20 protein-coding genes are annotated in these 19,703 nt (G+C 61.3%); 7 read left to right on the top strand and 13 right to left on the bottom strand.

Annotated features, from left to right (window positions below; all coding sequences use genetic code 11):
* Positions 1 to 182: 182 nt before the first annotated feature.
* The 6 genes from HMPREF9696_RS04285 to HMPREF9696_RS04305 all read right to left on the bottom strand — a co-directional run bounded on the left by HMPREF9696_RS04285 (position 183) and on the right by HMPREF9696_RS04305 (position 4,263).
* Positions 183 to 998 (bottom strand): hypothetical protein, encoded by an 816-nt coding sequence (locus HMPREF9696_RS04285; RefSeq protein WP_002711724.1) that lies wholly within the window; start codon positions 996 to 998, stop codon positions 183 to 185.
* A complete protein-coding gene (locus HMPREF9696_RS04290; protein WP_002711725.1) occupies positions 998 to 1,396 on the bottom strand; it encodes a hypothetical protein in 399 nt (132 codons plus the stop codon). Before HMPREF9696_RS04290 ends, HMPREF9696_RS04285 begins: the two co-directional genes overlap by 1 nt.
* Positions 1,393 to 2,943 (bottom strand): hypothetical protein, encoded by a 1,551-nt coding sequence (locus HMPREF9696_RS04295; RefSeq protein ID WP_002711726.1) that lies wholly within the window; start codon positions 2,941 to 2,943, stop codon positions 1,393 to 1,395. Before HMPREF9696_RS04295 ends, HMPREF9696_RS04290 begins: the two co-directional genes overlap by 4 nt.
* A gap of 331 nt (positions 2,944 to 3,274) precedes the next feature.
* Positions 3,275 to 3,607 carry a hypothetical protein gene (locus HMPREF9696_RS04300; protein ID WP_002711727.1) on the bottom strand — a complete coding sequence of 111 codons (333 nt, stop codon included), beginning with the start codon at positions 3,605 to 3,607 and terminating at the stop codon, positions 3,275 to 3,277.
* 10 nt (positions 3,608 to 3,617) lie between these two features.
* A complete protein-coding gene (locus HMPREF9696_RS21555) occupies positions 3,618 to 3,839 on the bottom strand; it encodes a hypothetical protein (RefSeq protein ID WP_002711728.1) in 222 nt (73 codons plus the stop codon).
* 64 nt (positions 3,840 to 3,903) lie between these two features.
* Positions 3,904 to 4,263 carry a hypothetical protein gene (locus HMPREF9696_RS04305; protein ID WP_245259199.1) on the bottom strand — a complete coding sequence of 120 codons (360 nt, stop codon included), beginning with the start codon at positions 4,261 to 4,263 and terminating at the stop codon, positions 3,904 to 3,906.
* Positions 4,264 to 4,969: 706 nt separating this feature from the next.
* Here HMPREF9696_RS04305 and HMPREF9696_RS04310 point away from each other — a divergent pair.
* A complete protein-coding gene (locus HMPREF9696_RS04310; protein ID WP_002711731.1) occupies positions 4,970 to 5,248 on the top strand; it encodes a hypothetical protein in 279 nt (92 codons plus the stop codon).
* A gap of 2 nt (positions 5,249 to 5,250) precedes the next feature.
* Here HMPREF9696_RS04310 and HMPREF9696_RS04315 read toward each other — a convergent pair whose 3' ends face one another.
* Entirely contained in the window at positions 5,251 to 5,460 is a 210-nt protein-coding gene (locus HMPREF9696_RS04315; protein ID WP_002711732.1) for a hypothetical protein, read from the bottom strand.
* 10 nt (positions 5,461 to 5,470) lie between these two features.
* Positions 5,471 to 6,766 carry a tyrosine-type recombinase/integrase gene (locus HMPREF9696_RS04320; RefSeq protein WP_002711733.1) on the bottom strand — a complete coding sequence of 432 codons (1,296 nt, stop codon included), beginning with the start codon at positions 6,764 to 6,766 and terminating at the stop codon, positions 5,471 to 5,473.
* Between the two features lie 322 nt (positions 6,767 to 7,088).
* Here HMPREF9696_RS04320 and HMPREF9696_RS04325 point away from each other — a divergent pair, with 322 nt between their 5' ends.
* Positions 7,089 to 7,274 (top strand): hypothetical protein, encoded by a 186-nt coding sequence (locus tag HMPREF9696_RS04325; protein WP_002711734.1) that lies wholly within the window; start codon positions 7,089 to 7,091, stop codon positions 7,272 to 7,274.
* Between the two features lie 27 nt (positions 7,275 to 7,301).
* Here the strand turns inward: HMPREF9696_RS04325 and HMPREF9696_RS04330 are convergent, their stop codons facing one another.
* Entirely contained in the window at positions 7,302 to 9,959 is a 2,658-nt protein-coding gene (locus HMPREF9696_RS04330; protein WP_002711735.1) for a glycosyltransferase, read from the bottom strand.
* A gap of 196 nt (positions 9,960 to 10,155) precedes the next feature.
* Positions 10,156 to 10,707: a hypothetical protein gene (locus HMPREF9696_RS22010; protein ID WP_040301801.1), complete on the bottom strand. Its 552-nt coding sequence runs from the start codon at positions 10,705 to 10,707 to the stop codon at positions 10,156 to 10,158.
* Between the two features lie 385 nt (positions 10,708 to 11,092).
* On the opposite strand from HMPREF9696_RS22010, the gene HMPREF9696_RS04340 reads away from it, so the two are divergent.
* Positions 11,093 to 12,583 (top strand): glycoside hydrolase family 17 protein, encoded by a 1,491-nt coding sequence (locus tag HMPREF9696_RS04340; RefSeq protein WP_002711737.1) that lies wholly within the window; start codon positions 11,093 to 11,095, stop codon positions 12,581 to 12,583.
* Here the strand turns inward: HMPREF9696_RS04340 and HMPREF9696_RS04345 are convergent.
* Together HMPREF9696_RS04345 and HMPREF9696_RS04350 are read right to left on the bottom strand one after the other, a co-directional pair.
* The gene (locus tag HMPREF9696_RS04345) at positions 12,543 to 12,923 is read right to left on the bottom strand and encodes a hypothetical protein (protein ID WP_002711738.1); all 381 of its coding nucleotides are present in this window, start codon (positions 12,921 to 12,923) and stop codon (positions 12,543 to 12,545) included. The two genes, HMPREF9696_RS04340 and HMPREF9696_RS04345, sit on opposite strands and share 41 nt — an antisense overlap.
* Positions 12,924 to 12,981: 58 nt before the next feature.
* Positions 12,982 to 14,115 (bottom strand): hypothetical protein, encoded by a 1,134-nt coding sequence (locus tag HMPREF9696_RS04350; protein WP_002711739.1) that lies wholly within the window; start codon positions 14,113 to 14,115, stop codon positions 12,982 to 12,984.
* Between the two features lie 154 nt (positions 14,116 to 14,269).
* Here HMPREF9696_RS04350 and glmU point away from each other — a divergent pair, with 154 nt between their 5' ends.
* The 4 genes from glmU (at position 14,270) to HMPREF9696_RS04370 (ending at position 19,410) form a co-directional block, all read left to right on the top strand.
* On the top strand, positions 14,270 to 15,631 hold the full coding sequence (glmU, locus tag HMPREF9696_RS04355; RefSeq protein WP_002711740.1) for a bifunctional UDP-N-acetylglucosamine diphosphorylase/glucosamine-1-phosphate N-acetyltransferase GlmU: 1,362 nt from the start codon (positions 14,270 to 14,272) through the stop codon (positions 15,629 to 15,631).
* Positions 15,632 to 15,762: 131 nt separating this feature from the next.
* Positions 15,763 to 17,589, top strand: a complete 1,827-nt coding sequence (glmS, locus tag HMPREF9696_RS04360) for a glutamine--fructose-6-phosphate transaminase (isomerizing) (protein WP_040301154.1) — start codon at positions 15,763 to 15,765, stop codon at positions 17,587 to 17,589.
* A gap of 139 nt (positions 17,590 to 17,728) precedes the next feature.
* Entirely contained in the window at positions 17,729 to 18,499 is a 771-nt protein-coding gene (locus tag HMPREF9696_RS04365; protein WP_002711742.1) for a DUF502 domain-containing protein, read from the top strand.
* A gap of 98 nt (positions 18,500 to 18,597) precedes the next feature.
* Positions 18,598 to 19,410 (top strand): class I SAM-dependent methyltransferase, encoded by an 813-nt coding sequence (locus HMPREF9696_RS04370; protein ID WP_040301805.1) that lies wholly within the window; start codon positions 18,598 to 18,600, stop codon positions 19,408 to 19,410.
* A gap of 42 nt (positions 19,411 to 19,452) precedes the next feature.
* Here the strand turns inward: HMPREF9696_RS04370 and HMPREF9696_RS04375 are convergent, their stop codons facing one another.
* Complete coding sequence (locus HMPREF9696_RS04375) at positions 19,453 to 19,677, bottom strand: DUF2798 domain-containing protein (protein ID WP_002711744.1); 225 nt, start codon at positions 19,675 to 19,677, stop codon at positions 19,453 to 19,455.
* Between the last annotated feature and the right edge of the window lie 26 nt (positions 19,678 to 19,703).

Raw genomic sequence — 19,703 nt, forward strand, 5'->3', positions numbered from 1 at the left:
CTCTAAGGAGAAGCGCAAACACCCTAGTAGTTTGCTCGTCACGCTCCGAAGGTAAGCAGAGCCACGAGTTGTCGCGGTTCGTTTCTATGAAGGGCCACTCACGACTGACGCCCCGCCAGCCTAGGTAATGTTAGACCTCGCTGGCCATTCGCCGGAGACCAGAGCGTATCCGGCGAATTCGATCACGCGGCCTTTGCCGCGCCTTTGTCCTTCAATTCCAACCCCAGCAAAGCGAAAGCCGATATGAACGGGCGATAAACAATCCGCTGCCCTTCGTTCTCCGCCATGCGGATAAGCTCGACCTCACGCCGCTCTTGGGCGAGAAGTTCAGCACGAAGCTCGGCCATCGCCTTGGCTTTGTCTTCTGCTGACATAGCGAGCGAAGGCTCAGGTAGCCGGTCGATTTCAGCATGGAGGCTTTCGCGGAATAGATCTGGAATGACGAAGTTCAGAATTGAAGCGATGGGCAGCTTGGTGGTGTACGATGCTGGATCGCTGAACTCGATACCGAACTTGCCGTGTCTGCTCGCATTGATCCGAGGCCGCGCATCGCCGGGAAGATTATCTAGCCACGCGTCGCATGCAGCCTTCTGTTCTGCGCGAGTCGGTGAAGCGTGGCGCACGCGCCGCAATTCAGCGTCGATGTCAGCAATGCGTTGGCGAGCGTCCGCAATCGCTGACAGGATCGTTTCGCCCCTGTCCAGCCGAACCCTCACATGCTTCGCGTCGACCACATCATGCTTCAAGGTTTCCTGAAACGCGCCGACCTGCGCCAGCAGTTGTGCCAGCGCATCGGCATGCTGCTTATGATCGGCCAGACTTCCTTGTAATCGCGAAATCTCAAATTCTATGGAAGCCGCGTCTGGAGGATTGTGCGGGAGCAGGCGGCGAAGCTGCGAAATGCGAGCAACAGTTGAGTCCACCAATACGGCTGCATCGTCTCGCCGCAAGCGCAACTCCAGAACCCGCGCCAGCGCTTTTTGTGTCAGGCCCGCCATCAGGCACCTGCCGTAATGTATGCCTGCTCAAGCCGCGCATTGCGGCGCGCGTATGCCGCGTCCGCATCCTGCGTGACCTGTGGCTGCGGTGCGGCCTGCGGCTTGATCTGCTCAGGCCCAGCCGATAGCGCATCTTGCCATGCGTCACTGAGGCGCTGCTTGTTTGCAAAGAAGCGTTCGGCGCGACCCGCATTGTCGGAGTCTGTGACGTAACCGGGCGCATGCCTCGGTACTGCGGGTGTCACGCTGTCCTGAACGACGAGGCGCTGCATGGCGTCGAGGCCATCAAGCATCGTAAAATCTGAGCGCAGAACTTCGCCGTCCTTCAGGACATCGTTGCCTTCCGCGTATCTCAGGAAGTTTCCGTTCGCATCGTAGATTTTGGCTTTGCGTTTCATAGTCGTCGTCCTCCTGTCATGTAGAAGTTGCGTTGCATTCGCTGGAACAGGCGAGCATCATCCTCACCGTCGGATACCCAGTTCATGCTGACGTCATAGGCGTATTTCTTCACCTGAATGTTGGTGAGCGCGCCTGCGACCACGTTAGCGACGTCGTCGTGCGCGCTGGGCGCGTGATCGATGCTGTCCTTGCCGCTGCGTGCGGTGCGGCGTTCCAGCGATGAAAGCTGGGCGACGAGTCGCGGATGGTCGAGTAAGTCGACGCGCTTTGAATTGAGCAGCGGAAGGAAATCGCGGTACAGATCTGATTTTGGCTTGGCTGACTGCTCAAGCGTGATGCTGTTGCGCTTGAATGCTTCAACCGGAAATGCGCCCGCGAATTTATCGGACAGCGCCTTGGTGATGCCGTAGCTCTTGAGCGTAGCCGCAAAATCCTGCGCGACTTGTTCGGGGCTGAACGGCGGCTTCACTTCTCGGATACAGTCCAGCACGCCCATGCCGGTTTTCTTATCCTTGTGAGCAATTGCCAGCGTGAATGAGTCCTTGCCAGAGCCGCCAGCGGGATCGACGAAGGCTGAGTAGTTGACGCCTTGTTCTGGCGCGCGCTCTCGGATGCCTTCGCTGATGCAGGCTTCGACGGCTTCGCGGGAAATGAACGACTCAATGTCGTTTCGGAACTGGCCCAGCCATTCGGCGGCAGCGGATGCTGGGTCCTTCGCCATGGCTTCGTCAATGATGGACTGGTCGATCGTGGGGTTCATCGTGCGCGTCGGCGCTTGCCAGACAAGGACGTTGTCACCGTTCTTGCCATAGTGTTCGCGATGCGCGTCGTACAGCGCGCCGCGCTTGGCGTAAGGCGAAGATGCAACCAGCAACATGCTGTTGGGAAACTGAGCCATGCCGGGCTTAACGGCGGTAATGATCTCGGAGTCGGTGCTGGCTGCGTCCTCGTCACTGGCCATGAACGCGGCCTCGTCCAAAAGGCAGGCGACAATCGCGTAGCCGCGCAACGAGCGATGCGAAGCCGTGCCGACTTCAATGCTGATGTTGGTTGAAAGGTCGAAGCCTTCGGCCCAAGTGCGGGTCACCAACCGGCTGAGCGCGGGAACGCCAGTTAGCAACGCCGTGATGTAGCGTAAGATTGTCCGGGCTTGGCGGCGGTCGGACGCAACGATGAAGATTGTCCCGCGTTCGCCGGGGGCCAGGTATTTGCGGTACGAGTGAAAACAAGCGAGCCACACAGCGACGAGCGCGAGGATGAAACTCTTGCCCGACCGCCGTCCGCAGATGAGAAAGATTTCGCGAGCAACCGATGACGGGTTTTCAGTGCGGCCGGTGCATTCGCGGAAGATGCGGGCCTGCTCGCCTGACAGCGGCAATCCGAACAGAGCTTTCAAGAATGAGAACCATGCCGTCCAGCCTGCAGGGTTGCGCGAAAACCATGGGGCGAATAGCGCATCGTCAGCGATGGCATCGAGCAACGTCAACGGCCCGGCTGGGTTGACCGCTCGGTGCGTCTGGCGCTGGTATCGGTTCGTTGAGGCCATGACGGGCCGCGCTCTCCGAACCCCTGACTAAGGGGCGTGAGGGGCGACAGACTCATACCTGCGAACGGTTCGCAAGTCCTATTTGGGGATAACCGATTGGTTTTAGACAGTTTTTCCCTGTCGAGGCCGACGAGAGGCCATACGAGCCGGGGCGCGGGGTCGGCCCGGCGGAGGCCGAAAAACGCACCCAGACCCCGTTTCTGGCCGTTTGTCCGCATGGACGGCCTATCTAGGTGCCCGGGGGGGGGCAGCCGGGCAGCCGCCGGACCTACCAAGAGGCGGTCTTGAGCCAAGAGTACAACTCGTGCGGGTCCGGAAAGCCGCTATTCCGTCAACCGCCGGTAGCCGTGATCTCGACCGGCACTTCCAATCCCTCCGGCCATTGCCCCGCCGCCTTGAGCCGCTCAATTTCCCTTCGCAGGCCGACCTTCACCGCAGAGGGCAGCCGCGCCGCTTCGGCCAACGGTATGATTTCGATCAACGACCGCGTGTGCATCCGCGAGCTTTTCTTTCGCACGAGGTCGAGAACCTTGATGCTCACACCATCGAATTTATCGACGGCAACAGCGTAGCCAATCTCTTCAAAATGGTGCAGTTCGCCCGGTGGCGGGTGAATGCGGCTCGAATAGAATGGCGGATGCTCAACCTGAGGCAGCTCTGACATTCTGGGTCCCTTAAAACGGTGTGAAGTCCTTCAGAAACTTTCCTTGCGCACCATGCTTTAGGTGCAGCGATGTCGGCGTCATCACGCCTTCGCCAAGCTCAACGATGGCAAACTCATGGGCTGCGCGGGCGGCATCGCTCCAGCTTCCCACTTCAAGAACCTTAGACAGATACGGCTCTAACTCGCCTTGGCGATACAACGAGGCAACATAAGGTTCGGGTACAGAGGTCATGTGGCGTTCTCCAATAGAGCGGCGATGAAGAACAATATGGGCAACGACCGTCAGCCGTGCAAATCTATCTAACCGGTCTAATGATGCGGCGAGGCCGCGACTCCGAGCCGTTCGCTACTGCTGCAATAGCTTCATTGATCCGGCGCGCGGGCAGCGGTTCGTCGCGCTCAGGCTCAGCATCGACAACGTCCGGCTCGGACGCGTTGCCGTTGGCGGCGTGATAGCCTTCGAGCGGAGAGGGGCCGACATGCTTGGGTCTACGCTTCAGCCCGAGCGTGCTGAGCAGGCGCATCAGCGTGTTCACCACCGGCATGTAGCTTTCCAAGTCCAGCTTCTCGCCATCGGCCATTCTGGACTCATGCTGTTCGGCAGCGACGACCAACGATGCAGCGCGCCGGGCTAGGATGAGTTCGGCCTCGCTCATGGCGTCACTGCCCCCGAGGTCGCTGACAATGGAGCCGAGGACTTCCCGGTAGCGCCGGGCGACTAGACTTCGTTCGTCAACACGCTCTAGGAATAGCTGCTTGCCCGTTGTCACACGGGTTCTGGTTGTCCGGCTAAGTGATTTGTTTGACATCGCTTTTCCCAGTCACGAATGGCGGTTTCGACGCACGTAAGTGCTAAGAACCGAGCCAAAAAAGCAAGTCCACGCAGGAAAGGCCCGTTTTGTTGGGCTTCTGCGTTTCCGCCTCATGATACGAAATCAGAAGACCGGGAATTCCGGCATGCCCGCATGGGGATAAGTCCGGTCGCGGAAGCAATGTTCGCGGGTTGGCATGCTTTTGAGGGCTTTCGGCGTTTTGGGCGTCTGTTGATAAGCGCAGGTTTTGGAGCCGATGGTCTCGGATTTTATCCTGCTAGGTCTGTCGGTTAGGTGGGTGAGCTATGTCCCGCCACTATGCGCATGCGCCTTCGGCGTGTTCGCGGATTTGGCCGTTTTGGGGCTGTTCGTGGATATGGGCTTGGGTTTGGCTTGGTGAGCGCTGGTCGGCGGGTTCTTGGGGGTAGTTTTTCGGGTGCCGAAGGTGGCGGGCAGGGCCAGGTCGATTGTCTAACCTTAGGCGAGATCGCGCCAAAAATGGAACATCTTGTTCCCGCTAGCTTGAGCCTTTCAAACAAGGGGGATAGCGATGCAGCTTACATTTGAACGTTTCGACGCCCGCCGCCTGAACTTCATCGATATTTTTGACGAGGACTCAGGCAAGCGTGTGGGCCGTATCCGCACCAATGGTACCGGTTTCACCAACTCCGGTGGCATCGAGATTGAACTGTTCGACGGAAAATACAGCGCAAACGTTTCGACCTATCGAGAATGCTGGGGCTTCGTTCGCGGTGTACAATGCGTTTTGCGACATCTGACGTTCGCAACGGATGACGGCGTCCGAATGAAAGAGCTGACAGCCGCCTAGGCTCAGCCCCTTGCCATTCTCATGATTTCCGCGTGGCTGTAGTAGACGCCGCCGCCGGGAACGTCCTTGATCGGCGTGAGCATACCAGCTTTTTCGCGCCGGATAATGGTCGACATGGATAGTCCTAAAATGGCCATCGCTTCCTTGCGCGGATAGCGAAGGCGTATCGGGCGGCGCTTGTATTGCTTAAGTTTGATAGGGGCGTCAGTCATCACACAGTCCTCAATGCGAAGTTGGCTGCGCTGTCACGGGCCGCTGTATTCTCCGGGGTTTCCGAACGTGCCGGTTAGCCGTCACGATTTTTAGGATCAGCTTAGCCAATTGCTCTAGAGCAGCCGACTTCTCATCCTCGTAATCATAGAGGTTATAAACTCGCTGAATGCCGACCACCTTATGGCCGATGGCGCGTTCGGCTGTTTGATCGCTGACTTTCGCCTCGCTCATCAGGGTGCGCGCCGTGCGCCGAATGTCATGAACAGTCCAGTGGTCCATATCAGGCGCGCGCCGATGCAGCCGTTGCTCGAACTTTGCCTTGGACTCGCTCCAAGTGTTGAAAGGACCTTTGCCGCGGCGTGCGGGAAACACATAAGGGTTGCCAGCAACGGGAATGAGTTCTTCGATGATGTCCAGCGCGAGTTGCGGCAGTTTCACTCTGCCGATGTTACCTTTTTCCTTGGCGTACTCGTTCGGTGGAATAGTCCAGACGCCGTCAACGATGTCGCTGTAGCGCATCATGCTGACTTTCTCTTTGCGCTGACCGGTTAGCAGGAGCATCCGAACAAGTGCTCCATAGACGCCGAATTCTTTTGCTTCCGTCCAGATGGCGCGGATTTCGTCCTTCGTTAGGACGCGCTGTCGTGGCGTGTTTTCCGAACGGTTCATGCCCCGAACGATAGGCGAAACGAAGTCATGATCGGTCGTCATGTACCAGTTCGCCATTTTGCGGATGATGGCGAGAACCATGTCCGCCTGACGCTTGCCGTTCCAGACCTTCTTATTGTTACGCTTCGCGCGCGCCGCGACGCTGTCCTCAATGCTGTCGAGTAGCTTGCTGACGTCGCGGCGGTTGATGTCCTTAAAGTTCCGTTCCCCCCAAACCGGGAGAACGTACTTATCTAACATGCGCTGGATTTCATCCCGCGACTTGAGGTTCTTCGACTCCACCCAACGCTTCATGAAGTTTTTCGCGACCGCGTTGGTCGTATCGTCGTTGCTGACGACGGTCACCGGGTTCAGTGCGGCCTGCGGGTTCTTCAGGAACTGGTGTGCCGCCTCACGGGCTGCCGCGACGTCCATCGCCGGGAAGTGCCCCAGTTTGAATGACGAGGTGCAGCCATGCTCCCGGTGGCGCACGCGCCAAGTCTTGGTGACCTTCCGCTGGCCGCCCGAGATGTTCAGATAGAGACCGCGCTGGGTATCGTTGACGACAAGGCTGCGCCCGGCCACAGGCTTCAAAGCCGCAACGCGCTCATCCGTCAGGCCCCGAGGCCGGGATTTTTTCTTAGCAGGCGAAGACATCTGCGGACCGGATTTGGCTCTTTTTTGGCTCTTTTTGGCACCGCCACGGACCTAAACCGATGATTTGGCGTGAGTAGCGATGACAAAGTAATTCGAGCCAAGTATTTGATTTATTGAGCGTCCGCGCAATCGCTTTGACCCCTCATGGTAAAGGGGGACAGTGCCTAAATTCTAACTTTTAATCATGGGGTCGAGGGTTCGAGTCCCTCCGCGCTCACCATGACTCCTCCATGCAACGACGGCCTGTCTCGACGGAGACACGGAATCGCAGCAACAATGGCGCCGCATCCAGATGTGGTTCTTGCTGCGAAAGGATATTGAAATGTACTTCGTTGCCGGTCTCTTGGTCGTCCTGTCCGGTCTTTTTTATGCGGCAGACCATGGCCAGTTGGGCAAGTTCGGTTCGCAGATGTGCCTGTACGGCGATATGTTCTGTCGCCATCCTGCTTACGTTCTGATTGGTGCCGGGCTCGCAGCCGTGTGGGGCACGTTCGTCAGCATGAAGTAATGCTGCGGCCCCGATTTTGGGCGGCGATCAGTTGCCGTCGGAGCGGACGTCCGACGGCACGGGCTGCTGTGCGGTGACGCCTGCAGGGGTGGCTTCGCGGCGGAGTCCGATCAGTTCGGCTGCGCGCACCGACGACGATTTCCAGAACCCGAAGGCGTTGATCCGTGAATTCTCCAGAATCGCGATCGCCACCGCCGACAGGAACGGCAGGCTCTGCAGCACCAGCACTCCCGCGAAAATATTGATCTCCCGGACTTCCTTTTGATTGAACGCGACCAGAACGATGGCGCCGATAATCAGCAGGATGCCGATGACGGCCTCCCAGAAGGCCTGGAATTCGACGGACATGCGCGACAGTCCGCCCTTTGAGGTGCGGGCGAAGGGTAGATGATCCGTGATCAGGCCATTGGCCACCGCGCGTGACACCGTCCACTGTACCGACATCGCGGTCACCATGGCGCCCAGCATCTGGCCGACCTTGATGGGTACGCGCAGCCGGTAGAGCGTCAGGAAATGTGCGAGCGAGACAATGAACGCCGCGATGATCGGCAGAGTCAGGATCTTGTCGGGAATGGCGATGTCGGCGAACGAGACGATCGGCACCCAGATGAGGTTGAGGATCGCGACCACGACACCGAGGCTTTCAGCGCCAAGCCAGTTCAGCCAGCCAAGCGCGAACTCGCGCTTCTGATCCGGCGAGAGGCGGCTCGCGTTAGGCAGGAACCGGCGCCAGTGCTTCTTGACGATCTGGAAGCCGCCATAGGCCCAGCGGTGCCGCTGTTTCTTGAACGCCTCGTAGGTGTCCGGCAGCAGGCCAAAGCCGTAGCGCTTGTTGGTATAATGCGTGAGCCAGCCTTGCTCGATGATCGCGAGACCGAGGTCGGTGTCTTCGCAAATCGTGTCGCCGGCCCAGCCGCCCGCCATGTCCATCGCCGCGCGGCGAATGAGGCACATGGTGCCGTGGACGATGATGGCGTTGGCCTCGTTCCGCTGCACCATGCCGATGTCGAAGAAGCCGGCATATTCGCCGTTCATCGCGTAGTGCATCAGTGAGCGGTCGCCGTCGCGATGCTCCTGCGGAGCCTGCACCAGGCCCACGCGCGGATCGACGAAGGCCGGAACCAGATCCTTCAGCCAGTCGGGGGTGACGACATAGTCGGCGTCGATGATGCCGATGATCTCCGCATCCGGCGCGGTGCGCTCCATCGCGATCCGCAGCGCGCCCGCCTTGAAGCCCTGCACTTTCTCGGCGTTGATGAAGATGAAGCGCTCGCCGAGCGTCCGGCAGTGATCCTGGATCGGCTGCCAGAATGCGGGATCGGGCGTGTTGTTGATGATCACCACGCATTCAAAGTTCGGGTAATCGAGCCGCGCGACGGCATCGAGCGTCTGCTTCAGCATCTCCGGCGGCTCGAAATAGGCCGGGATGTGGATCGACACTTTCGGCGCGTAGCCTTCCGGGGCGGGAAGCGCTTCAGCGATCAGGCGCGCAGGCTTGCGCCCAAAAGCAATGGTTGCGATTTCCTCGATCCGGGCCATCGCGATCAGGACCAACGGCACCAGCAGGATAAGACCAAGGGTGAGCGCAAAAGCTGAACCGAAAACGAAGTAGTGCGTGTTCCAGTAAGCGAACACGGTGGCGAACCACGCGCCCACGCCGCTTGCGGCGGCGGCGAGAACAGCGGCTTGCATGATGGTCGGACTGGCGAGCCGGAAAATCGGAAGCGACAGCAGGACGCCGACGAGCAGGGCGATGCCCGCGATCTTCCAGTAGTCGGGATCGACGATCGGGCCGGTCCATGCGAACTTCGGTTCGCGCGACGCATTAAGAACGCCCCAGTAAGGGCCGACACCGCCTTCAAAAAACTTCCACGGCTGGTCGATGGCTTCAACGATGTTGTAGTCCATGCCGATGGCTTCGGCGCGGGTCACGAAATTCCGCAACACCGACGCCTGCTCGAACGGGCCGGGATTGGCGTTCTTGAGATTGTAACCGGCGCTCGGCCAGCCGAATTCAGCGATCACGATGCGCTTGCCGGGGAAGATCTCCCGCAGATGGCCGTAGATGTACATCGCCTGATCGACGGCCTGCTTGTCGGTGAAGTTTTCCCAATAGGGCAGGATGTGCGCGGCGATGAAGTCGACCGACGAGGCAAGCTGCGGATAGTCGCGCCAGATGTTCCAGATTTCACCAGTCGTCACAGGAACATTGGTCTGCTTCTTGACGCGCTGGATCAGCTCGATCAGGTCTTCAACCTTCTGCTCGCCGCGATAGATGGTTTCGTTGCCGACCACGATGCCGATGACATTGCTGTTGCGCTTGGCAAGTTCGAGGGCGGACGCGATTTCTCGCTCATTGCGGTCGACGTTCTTGTCGATCCACGCGCCCACCGTAACCTTGAGGCCGAACTCGGCGGCGATTGCCGGCACCAGTTCGACCCCGCCCGTCGATGAGTACAGGCGGATCGCCTTGGTCATGGTCGCGAGTTTTTTCAGGTCGGCTCGGATTTTTTCCTTGTTCGGAATGTTGTCGACGTCGGGATGCCCCGTGCCCTCGAACGGCGCGTAGGAGAGGCTGGGCAGCATTCCGTTGAAGTCGGGCGCCTGCTGCTCATCACGCAGCAATCCCCAGAGGGCAGCGTGGATCGCGGTAACGCAGAACAGGACAGCGACGATGGCGCGCATTAAGGAAAACCATACGGGGCCGAACGTAGCAGATCGCGAACCTGTCCCCTCGGTTCGGCAGCGTTCAAAGCAGCTTATCTATGCTGCGCAGCTTAACAACTCATATGGCGACATGGCGTTTTGAGGGCGTCCCCACAGTTCGCGGAGCTTTGCGGGTCACGCAAAGCTCCGGTTCCAGGTGGCCCGGGCGCGTGGACTATTTACCCGGCGCCGCGGGTGTGGGGGCTGCTGCTGGGGACGCGGCAGGCGCGGCCGGTGCTGCAGGCGCCGGAGCGGCTGGCGCTGCCGCGGCCTGGGGCTGCGCGGACGGATTGATCCAGCAGGCGTGGACCCGGCCATTGAGGGTTTCGGCAACCTTCGGGTCGATGGTCGCGCCGAACCGGACCACGCAGCGGAATGCCGCCTGGATATGGCCGCCGGGGCAACCGAACCGCTCATAGAGGTCCAGATGGCGGAACGCGGTATCGAGATCGTCGCGCCACATCAGGCCGACCACACGCCGTCCCAGCCAGACGCATTCCGGGTTTCCGGCGGGGCCGTTGATGGCCTGCGCGGCTTCGACGAATTCGTCCGCTTTGCGCTTGCTTTCCTTGGCCGCATCGCCGGGAGACTGTTTGGGAGCGTTATCCTGGGCCCGGAGATCGCCACTTTGCGCAATAGCGGCCCCGATTCCGACAAGGAGAGCGAGAGCCGGAACGGCAACCCGCTGAAAAATCGCAACTCGAATTCCGTGACCAACCCGACGCATGAAATCCCCGATGAATGGCGTGCCAACCGGCAACGCTCGGCGCCAACCAGATGCCCCGCTATTGCGGCGGAAGATTGCCTTTACCGCAACCGCCTGATTCCCATGAAGGACATTTATGTTTTTGTCCAGCAAGGCAGAAGTCCAATGCGGCATGGATGAGGCCATGCGGCGAGAAGACCGGGGGCAGATGGCGTTTGGGGTCTTGGCAGCGCGCCGGTGACCGGTTATCGACGTTGCTCCCTGGAGGACGGAACCCATTTCCCTGCGCACGCCACTGGCCCTTCTGGTCATCTCCCTCAGCGCTATTGCCGCGATCTGGTGGTGGTTAGCCACACCGATCCTGCTGGCGCGCGCGCCCATCGACCCCGCCGCGAAGCTGGAATGCGTGTCCTACGCGCCGTTCCGGGACGGGCAAAACCCGCTGCAGCCGGGGCTGATCATCGCGCCCGAGCAGATGGCGCAGGATCTCGCGCAACTCGCGAAGGTAACAGGTTGCATTCGTACCTATTCGGTCGGCAACGGCCTCGACCGGGTTCCTGAGCTCGCAGGCAAGGCCGGGTTAAAGGTGATGCTCGGCGTCTGGATCGGCACGAATCGCACCGACAACCGAACCCAGATGGAAACAGCTATTGCGCTTGCGAAGCAGTATCCGGGCATCATCAGTGCCGTCATCGTCGGTAACGAGGTGCTGCTCCGCGGCGAGATGACCGCCGCCGATCTGACGGCCAACATCCGCTATGTGAAGTCCAAGGCCGGCGTGCCGGTGACCTACGCCGACGTCTGGGAGTTCTGGCTGAAGAACCGCGACGTCTACGATGCGGTCGATTTTGTCACGATCCACATCCTGCCGTACTGGGAAGACTTCCCGATCCGGGCGCGCCATGCCGCGAACCACGTCGATTCGATCCGCAAGCGGATGGCCGTGGCGTTCCCCAACAAGGAAATCCTGATCGGCGAAACCGGCTGGCCGAGCGCGGGGCGCATGCGCGAAGGCGCGCTGCCGTCGCGCGCCAATCAGGCGCGCGTGGTGTCCGAAATCCTTCAACTGGCGCGTCAGGAAAAGTTCCGGGTCAACCTGATTGAAGCCTACGATCAGCCCTGGAAGCGGATGTGGGAAGGAACCGTCGGCGGTCACTGGGGCCTGTTCGATGCCGGTGGATCGCGCGATTTGAAGTATCCGGCCGGTGAGCCGATCACCAATTTCCCGCTCGCGAAAATCTACGCGGCGGCGGGCATGATTTTTTCGGTTCTGGTGTTTGGCGTCGCGCTGCTGACCCTGCGTCGCAGGCCGTGGTCTCCGCGTCTCAGTTCATGGATCACGGTGGGACTGAGCGCCACCGCAGGCGGTGCGCTGCTTGGCGTCGCCTTCGACAAGCTGATCGTGGAAAGCCTGGGCGTGGGCGGATGGACGGTGGGCATCCTGCTGTTCGGTGTCGCGCTGCTCTCGCCAATCATCGTGGCCAACACGGTGATGTATGGCCGCAGCCTGCCGACATTCCTCGAGCTTCTCGGGCCGCGCGACTATCGCACGAGCTCACGCATGCAGACGATACTCGGCATCGTGCTGCTGGTCACGACCGTGCTTGCCACACAGACCGCGCTCGGCTTCGTGTTCGATCCGCGCTATCGCGATTTTCAGTTTGCGGCCCTGACCATGGCGATCGTGCCGTTCCTGCTGCTCACGGCGGTGAACAGGTCGGCCGCCGGCAAGCGCCCGATCGCGGAGTCGATCTTCGCAGGCACGCTTGCTCTGTCAGCGATTTATGTCGGATTCAACGAAGGACCAGCCAACTGGCAGTCGCTCTGGACCTGCGGCCTCTATCTGTTGCTGGCGCTTACGCTGTCGCGGGCGCGGGTCGCGCAAACCCAAGAATAAGCAATCCGATCGCCACGCCCGACAGGCCGATGTTGTAGAGCACGATCCCGAAGCAGGCCGCCACCAGTCCGGCGGTAAGGGTCACGATCGACGGCCGGATGATATGCAGGGTCGCAATGACCAGCGCACTCACGCCGAACACGTAATGCTTGAACAGATACATCATGGTCTGCCGCGTCTTGCAGAGCATCGTCTGCAGACCGGATTCGCATTCGAGCCGCACCTGCGCGAACTCGATGGCCATGTAACGCAGGTAGAGGGCGTATCCGATGGTGAGAAACCCCACGACCAGAATCCATTGCACCTGATACGGGGTCAGTCTGAACGGCTGCTTTTTCATGCGCCGAATATGGTTCGGATCGGACGGCGACACAACCCGCTGAACGCGGGTTTGAACCTTATCTATTGCCGAAAAACGAGCTGAACGCCGACGGTTTCGGCCGTTCTTCCGGCGCAGCTTCAGTGCGCTGCCTGCTCTTTCGTTTGGAGCGGTGCGGACGCGCCTCCGGCTGCTTCGCCTCCGGCTGCTCGCTGACCATGCTGAGGCGCTGACCCTCATACACCGCAGTTTCGCACGGCCGGTTGCTTTCCGTCAGAAATCCCGCGCACAGCCTGGCGGCTTCGGCAGCGTCCGAGAGTGGACCCGCAACCAGACGCAACTGCATGCCCAGGCCGTCGTGACGCTCACGGACAACGATGACGGGTTGCAGCGGCTCGAGCTGTTTTGCGTAGACCTTGAGCGCACCGCGCCAAACAGCCCGAAGCCCTTCGATCGACTTGGCGCCGCCGAGATCCACGCCGAACTCGGTTTTGCGAACAATATTGGCCGGTTGCGATTCAGCGGTCACCGGTTCGGATGCCGGGATCGCCGCGGTCACCGTCGGCGCCGGCTCGGGGGGCGGCGTTTCCGCTTTCTGCTCTACCGGCTTGGCCGGTGTGGGAGAGGGCGCAGGAGCCGGTGCCGGCGCAGCGGTGGAGACAGGCGCGACCCTCGGCGGCGGAGCCGATGGCACAGCTTTAGCCTCGGCTTTTGCCTCGATGGGCCGGGACGGTCCGATCTGCTCGGGGTCGAAAGGCGGGGTCGAAACCGCGGCCTGCACAAGCGCTGGAGCCGCGACCGGAATCGGCGGCAATGCCGCGGCAGACGGTTTCGCCAGCGCACCCGTGACCGAGTCGAGCCCTTGCTCAAGTACAGTCACGCGCGCATAGAGCCGGTCACGGTCGCCGTTGAGCGTTGCGACCGCTGCGGCAAGTTCTCTCGCCTTGTTCTGGCTTTCCTTCGCGATCCACTGAACCTGCTGGGATTGCCGCGCCAGTTCCGCCGACGCCAGTTGATCGCGGTTGATCGCAGCCGGAGATCGTGTCGCCATGATCGCAATAATCAGGACGCCGACCGAGCCGACGCCCCACGATGCGAGCCGCCACATCGACCGTCCGTCGAATTCATCCTCTTCCGCGAGGAAACGAGTGATCCAGCCGGCGCCATCGTCGTCGGCGAGATCATCGCGGAATTGGTTGCCGTCCTTGGTCATGGTGCAGGCGTGGCCCTCCCGAGGCCCGGGCGAATCATTGTGTAAAGATTAACAGAAGCGGGAGACTATGAGTGCGGCGGGCGGCGTCCAAAACGCTTTTGTCCCTTGGCGCTCTCGGGTAAGACGGCGCCGTTGCGGCGACCAGGGAAAACGCATGTCCGGCAGAACCACCCTCACCATCGTGCTTGCTGCGGGAGAAGGCACCCGCATGCGCTCGAGCCTGCCGAAGGTCCTGCATCCGGTCGCGGGGCGGCCGCTGATCTCGCATGTGCTCGCGGCCGCGCCGGGCGACAGGGGCGATGCGGTCGCCGTGGTGGTCGGGCCTGATCATCAGGCGGTGATCGACGAGATCGCGCGCGTGCGGCCCGGGACCAAAACCTACGTCCAGCGCGAACGCCTCGGCACGGCCCATGCGGTGCTCGCCGCGCGCGAAGCGCTTGAAGCAGGCGCGGACGACCTGCTCATCGCGTTCGGCGATACCCCGCTGATCGACGCCACAACATTCGCGCGTATGCGCGCAGCCTTAAAGGACGGCGCGGCGCTGGCCGTGCTGGGATTCCGCGCTGCTGACCCGACGGGTTATGGGCGGCTGCTGGAAGACAACGGGCAGCTTGTCGCGATCCGCGAACATGCCGACGCCAGCGAGGCCGAGCGGGCGGTGAAGCTCTGCAACGCCGGCGTGATGGCCTTCGCGGGCAAGACGGCGCTGCACATTCTCGACCGGATCGGCAATGGCAACAGCAAGGGCGAGTACTATCTCACCGATGCTGTCGCTATCGTGCGCGAACTCGGTTTGCGCGCGGTGGTGATCGAAACCAGCGAGGACGAAGTGCGCGGAATCAACACAAAAGCCCAACTCGCCGAAGCCGAGCAGGTGATGCAGCGCAAGCTGCGGCAAGCCGCACTCGATGCCGGCGTGACGCTGATTGCGCCGGAAACGGTTTTCCTGTCGGCGGACACGACGTTCGGCAAGGACGTCACCATCGAGCCGTTCGTTGTGATCGGTGCGGGCGTCAGCATCGGCGACGGCGCGGTGATCCACTCCTTCTCGAACATCGTCGGCGCACGGATTGGCAAGGGCGCGTCCATCGGTCCGTACGCGCGGCTGCGGCCAGGTACGGTGCTGGGCGAGGGCGTCCGCATCGGCAACTTCGTCGAGACCAAGGCTGCCGATTTGGAAGCCGGCGTGAAGGTCAATCACCTGACTTATATCGGCGATACCCATATCGGCGAGAACGCCAACATCGGCGCGGGCACCATCACCTGCAACTACGACGGCTTCGACAAGCACCGCACCGAAATCGGCGCCGGGGCGTTCGTCGGCTCCAACTCATCGCTGGTGGCGCCGGTAAAGATCGGCGCCGGGGCCTATGTCGGCTCGGGATCGGTCATCAGCAAGGACGTGCCGGACGATGCGCTGGTGGTGGAGCGCAGCCCGGTGTCGCTCCGCGAGGGCTGGGCCAAGCGATTCCGCGAGATGAAAATGCTCAATCGGAAGCCGAAAAGTCCGAAATAGGGCATTTCGGCGTACCGTGCTGATTTCGTTAACGCTTTACCCTGTTTCAATCCGCAACAATTGTTGAGGCGGAAACGTGGTAATCCTCGGTACATAAGGCCGCATTGAGGCGGCTGGAGATTACAAACCGCATGTGCGGAATCGTTGGAATTCTTGGGAAAGGGCCGGTTGCGGAGCAACTGGTCGATTCCCTCAAGCGGCTTGAATATCGCGGATATGACTCCGCGGGCGTCGCGACGCTGGAAGGCATTGCGCTCGATCGCCGCCGCGCCAAGGGCAAGCTGAAGAATCTCGAAGCGGTGCTGAAGACCTCGCCGCTCGCGGGGCACATCGGCATCGGTCACACCCGCTGGGCGACCCACGGCAAGCCGACCGAAAGCAACGCGCATCCGCATGCGACCGACAATGTCGCGGTGGTTCACAACGGCATCATCGAAAACTTTCGCGAACTGCGGGCAAGGCTCGAAGCCGAGGGCGCGAAGTTTTCCAGCGAGACCGACACCGAGGTCGTCGCCCATCTGGTCAATTCCTATCTCGCCAAGGGCCTGTCGCCCGCGGACGCCGTCAAGGCGACGCTGCCGCAACTGCATGGCGCGTTCGCGCTCGCCTTCATCTTCAAGGGCGAACAGAACCTGATGATCGGCGCCCGCAAGGGCTCGCCGCTCGCTGTCGGTTATGGCGACGGCGAAATGTATCTCGGCTCCGATGCGATTGCGCTCGGACCGTTTACCGACACCATCAGCTATCTCGACGATGGCGACTGGGTTGTGCTGTCGCGCAACGAGGCGACTGTCTATGACGACAAGAACGCCGTTGTGGAACGCGAGATCGTCCGCCACAACACCGCGACCTCGCTGGTGGACAAGGCCAACTACCGCCACTTCATGGCGAAGGAAATTCACGAGCAGCCCGAAGTTGTCGGTCACACGCTGGCGCACTATGTCGACATGGCCACGGAAAAGGTGGCGATGCCGGTCAAGCTGCCGTTCGACTTCAAGGACATCCAGCGCGTTTCGATCACCGCCTGCGGCACTGCGAGCTATGCGGGCTTTGTCGCGAAATACTGGTTCGAGCGCCTGGCGCGTCTGCCGGTCGAACTCGATGTCGCATCCGAATTCCGTTACCGCGAAGCGCCACTGCGCAAGGGCGATCTGGCGATCTTCATTTCGCAATCCGGCGAGACTGCCGATACGCTGGCGGCGCTGCGCTATGCCAAGTCGCAGGGCCTGCACACCATCTCCATCGTCAACGTGCCGACCTCGACCATTGCCCGCGAAAGCGAGACCGCGCTGCCGACGCTGGCCGGTCCTGAAATCGGCGTGGCCTCGACCAAGGCGTTCACCTGTCAGCTTGCGGCGCTGGCGGCGCTGTCGATTGCGGCTGGCAGGGCACGCGGTGAACTATCCGAATCCGACGAGACGAAACTCGTCCACGCGCTGATCGAAGTGCCGCGCCTGATGACGCAGGCACTGGCGCTTGAGCCGCAGATCGAGAAACTGGCGCGCGACATCGCCAAGAGCCAGGACGTGCTTTATCTCGGCCGCGGCACCAACTATCCGCTGGCGCTGGAAGGCGCGCTCAAGCTCAAGGAAATCTCCTACATCCACGCCGAAGGCTATGCCGCTGGCGAACTCAAGCACGGCCCCATCGCGCTGATCGACGAGAAGATGCCGGTGGTGGTGATTGCGCCGTATGACCGCGTGTTCGAGAAGACCGTCTCCAACATGCAGGAAGTCGCGGCGCGGGGCGGGCGGATCATCCTGATGACCGACGCGCAGGGCGCCAGGGACGCGACCGTGGAGTCGCTGGTGACGATCATCCTGCCGGACATGCCGGCGACGGTAACGCCGCTGGTCTATGCCATTCCGGTGCAGATGCTGGCCTATCACACCGCCGTGGTGATGGGCACCGACGTCGACCAGCCGCGGAACCTCGCCAAGTCCGTGACCGTCGAGTAGGTCGCCGATCAGACAATCGGTCGCAAGACGGGCCGGTTGCGCCCGGAAAAGTCTGATACAGTGCTGTCGCAACGATTTGCGATGGTGTTTCACCATTCTGGATGAAGATGGCTCTGGATAAGGATAGCCTGGCGCTGCGATGAACGAGACTTCGCCCAACATGCTTCCGGGAGGCCTGCCGCCCGTGCCGCAGGATGCGCCGCGCGGCCTCATGGCGCGGCTACGCCGCTATTTCCTCACCGGCCTGATCATCGCCGGCCCGATTGCGATCACGATCTATCTGATCTGGTGGTTCGTCACCTGGGTGGACGGGATCGTGCGGCCGTTCGTGCCGGTCGCCTATCGTCCCGAGACTTATTTGCCGTTCGGCTTGCCGGGCTACGGCCTGATCGTCGCGTTCTTCGCGCTAACCATGCTCGGATTCCTGGCCGCCAACCTGATCGGCCGGACGCTGGTTGATTTCGGCGAAAACCTGCTGGGGCGCATGCCCGTCGTGCGCGCGATCTATCGCGGCCTCAAGCAGGTGTTTGAGACGCTGTTCTCGGCCAACGGCTCCAGTTTCCGCAAGGTCGGTCTGGTGGAGTTTCCCTCGCCGGGCATGTGGTCCATCGTGCTGATCTCGCAGCCGCCGAGCGTGGAGATTTCGGCGAAGCTCCCGCAGGATGACGAGTTCATCTCGGTATTCCTGCCGTGCGCGCCGAACCCGACCACGGGATTTTTCTTCTACGTGCCGAAGTCCAAACTGATTGAAGTCGATATGAGCACCGATGCCGCCGCGACCCTGATCATGTCGGCAGGCGTGGTGCAGCCCGGCAGCGATGCGCAGAAGAAGGTCAACGCGCTGGCCGAGATGGCCAACGCCAAGCGTGCGGCGACGGCCGCTCCGCAGGCCCCCGCCAAGGTGGATTGAGCAGAACACGCATCCGTGTGGGTGCGGCGCGGCTAAAGACCGTCTCGGGCGGCGATTCCATGCTAGCCTCGCAGGCATAACAGACTGCGGTGATGGCGATGCTGGACTCCGACACGGTGTTCGCGGGCTCGGTTCCGGAAAATTACGACCGCTACATGGTCCCCTTGATTTTCGAGCCTTACGCCGCCGACCTCGCGCAGCGGGTCGCGGCCTTGTCGCCGGGTGCAGTTCTGGAAATCGCCGCGGGCACCGGCGTTGTGACCCGCGCACTGGCGCCGAAGCTGTCACCCGTTGCGCGCTATGTCGCCACTGACCTGAACCAGCCAATGCTCGACTATGCCGCTTCGCGGCAGCCTCCCGATAGCCGCATCACATGGCGTCAGGCAGATGCGATGAAACTGCCGTTCGACGATGCGAGTTTCGATGTCGTCTGTTGCCAGTTCGGCGCGATGTTCTTTCCCGATCGCCCGTCGGCCTATCGCGAAGCCAGGAGGGTTCTCAAGCCCGGAGGGCATTTCCTGTTCAGCGCGTGGGACCGCATCGAGGAGAATGTGTTTGCAGACGATGTCATCAACGCGCTCGCGCAGATGTTTCCCAACGATCCGCCGCGCTTTCTGGCGCGCACACCACACGGCTATCACGATACGGCACTCATCCGCCGCGATCTCGAAAGCGCAGGATTCTCCAGCATCGCGATTGAGACGAGAGCCGAGCAAAGCCGCGCGTCCTCGCCGCGCATTCCGGCGCTGGCCTATTGTCAGGGAACGCTTCTGCGCGACGAAATTCAGGCCAGAGAGGCCGGAGCCCTTGAAGCCGCGACCGACCGTGCCGAGGCGGCGATTGCCAGCAGGCACGGGAGCGGGGCGGTGTCCGCCAAAATTCAGGCGCACATCATCACGGCCGCGGCTTAGGCGCGATCTTTGGTCGATGGGCTGATCTCGGGGCACGCACATTCACGTCGAAGTTTCGCGTTCGACCGTGAGTGCAAAGGAAAGCCGCCTGATGAGAGGCGCCGCCAGCACAACGACCGGCAACATCGTAACCCACGATACGATCCAGGACGCGAGCCAGTGACTGACCGAGGGATAGCTGGCGATGCCCGACGCTATCAGGCAGGTCAGTCCGGATTGCAGAACGCCAAAGACGAGATGGCTGTGTTTCCTCGAGATGCCTGGCATAGTCCCTCCTTGCCAAGCCTATCGTA

This window comes from Afipia clevelandensis ATCC 49720 (assembly GCF_000336555.1).
GTDB lineage: Bacteria > Pseudomonadota > Alphaproteobacteria > Rhizobiales > Xanthobacteraceae > Afipia > Afipia clevelandensis.

Coding starts and splice junctions, on each gene's coding strand:
- HMPREF9696_RS04285 (WP_002711724.1), bottom strand. CDS start 998: ATGGCGGGCCTGACACAAAAAGCGCTGGCGCGGGTTCTGGAGTTGCGC.
- HMPREF9696_RS04290 (WP_002711725.1), bottom strand. CDS start 1,396: ATGAAACGCAAAGCCAAAATCTACGATGCGAACGGAAACTTCCTGAGA.
- HMPREF9696_RS04295 (WP_002711726.1), bottom strand. CDS start 2,943: ATGGCCTCAACGAACCGATACCAGCGCCAGACGCACCGAGCGGTCAAC.
- HMPREF9696_RS04300 (WP_002711727.1), bottom strand. CDS start 3,607: ATGTCAGAGCTGCCTCAGGTTGAGCATCCGCCATTCTATTCGAGCCGC.
- HMPREF9696_RS21555 (WP_002711728.1), bottom strand. CDS start 3,839: ATGACCTCTGTACCCGAACCTTATGTTGCCTCGTTGTATCGCCAAGGC.
- HMPREF9696_RS04305 (WP_245259199.1), bottom strand. CDS start 4,263: ATGAGCGAGGCCGAACTCATCCTAGCCCGGCGCGCTGCATCGTTGGTC.
- HMPREF9696_RS04310 (WP_002711731.1), top strand. CDS start 4,970: ATGCAGCTTACATTTGAACGTTTCGACGCCCGCCGCCTGAACTTCATC.
- HMPREF9696_RS04315 (WP_002711732.1), bottom strand. CDS start 5,460: ATGACTGACGCCCCTATCAAACTTAAGCAATACAAGCGCCGCCCGATA.
- HMPREF9696_RS04320 (WP_002711733.1), bottom strand. CDS start 6,766: ATGTCTTCGCCTGCTAAGAAAAAATCCCGGCCTCGGGGCCTGACGGAT.
- HMPREF9696_RS04325 (WP_002711734.1), top strand. CDS start 7,089: ATGTACTTCGTTGCCGGTCTCTTGGTCGTCCTGTCCGGTCTTTTTTAT.
- HMPREF9696_RS04330 (WP_002711735.1), bottom strand. CDS start 9,959: ATGCGCGCCATCGTCGCTGTCCTGTTCTGCGTTACCGCGATCCACGCT.
- HMPREF9696_RS22010 (WP_040301801.1), bottom strand. CDS start 10,707: ATGCGTCGGGTTGGTCACGGAATTCGAGTTGCGATTTTTCAGCGGGTT.
- HMPREF9696_RS04345 (WP_002711738.1), bottom strand. CDS start 12,923: ATGAAAAAGCAGCCGTTCAGACTGACCCCGTATCAGGTGCAATGGATT.
- HMPREF9696_RS04350 (WP_002711739.1), bottom strand. CDS start 14,115: ATGACCAAGGACGGCAACCAATTCCGCGATGATCTCGCCGACGACGAT.
- glmU (WP_002711740.1), top strand. CDS start 14,270: ATGTCCGGCAGAACCACCCTCACCATCGTGCTTGCTGCGGGAGAAGGC.
- glmS (WP_040301154.1), top strand. CDS start 15,763: ATGTGCGGAATCGTTGGAATTCTTGGGAAAGGGCCGGTTGCGGAGCAA.
- HMPREF9696_RS04365 (WP_002711742.1), top strand. CDS start 17,729: ATGAACGAGACTTCGCCCAACATGCTTCCGGGAGGCCTGCCGCCCGTG.
- HMPREF9696_RS04370 (WP_040301805.1), top strand. CDS start 18,598: ATGCTGGACTCCGACACGGTGTTCGCGGGCTCGGTTCCGGAAAATTAC.
- HMPREF9696_RS04375 (WP_002711744.1), bottom strand. CDS start 19,677: ATGCCAGGCATCTCGAGGAAACACAGCCATCTCGTCTTTGGCGTTCTG.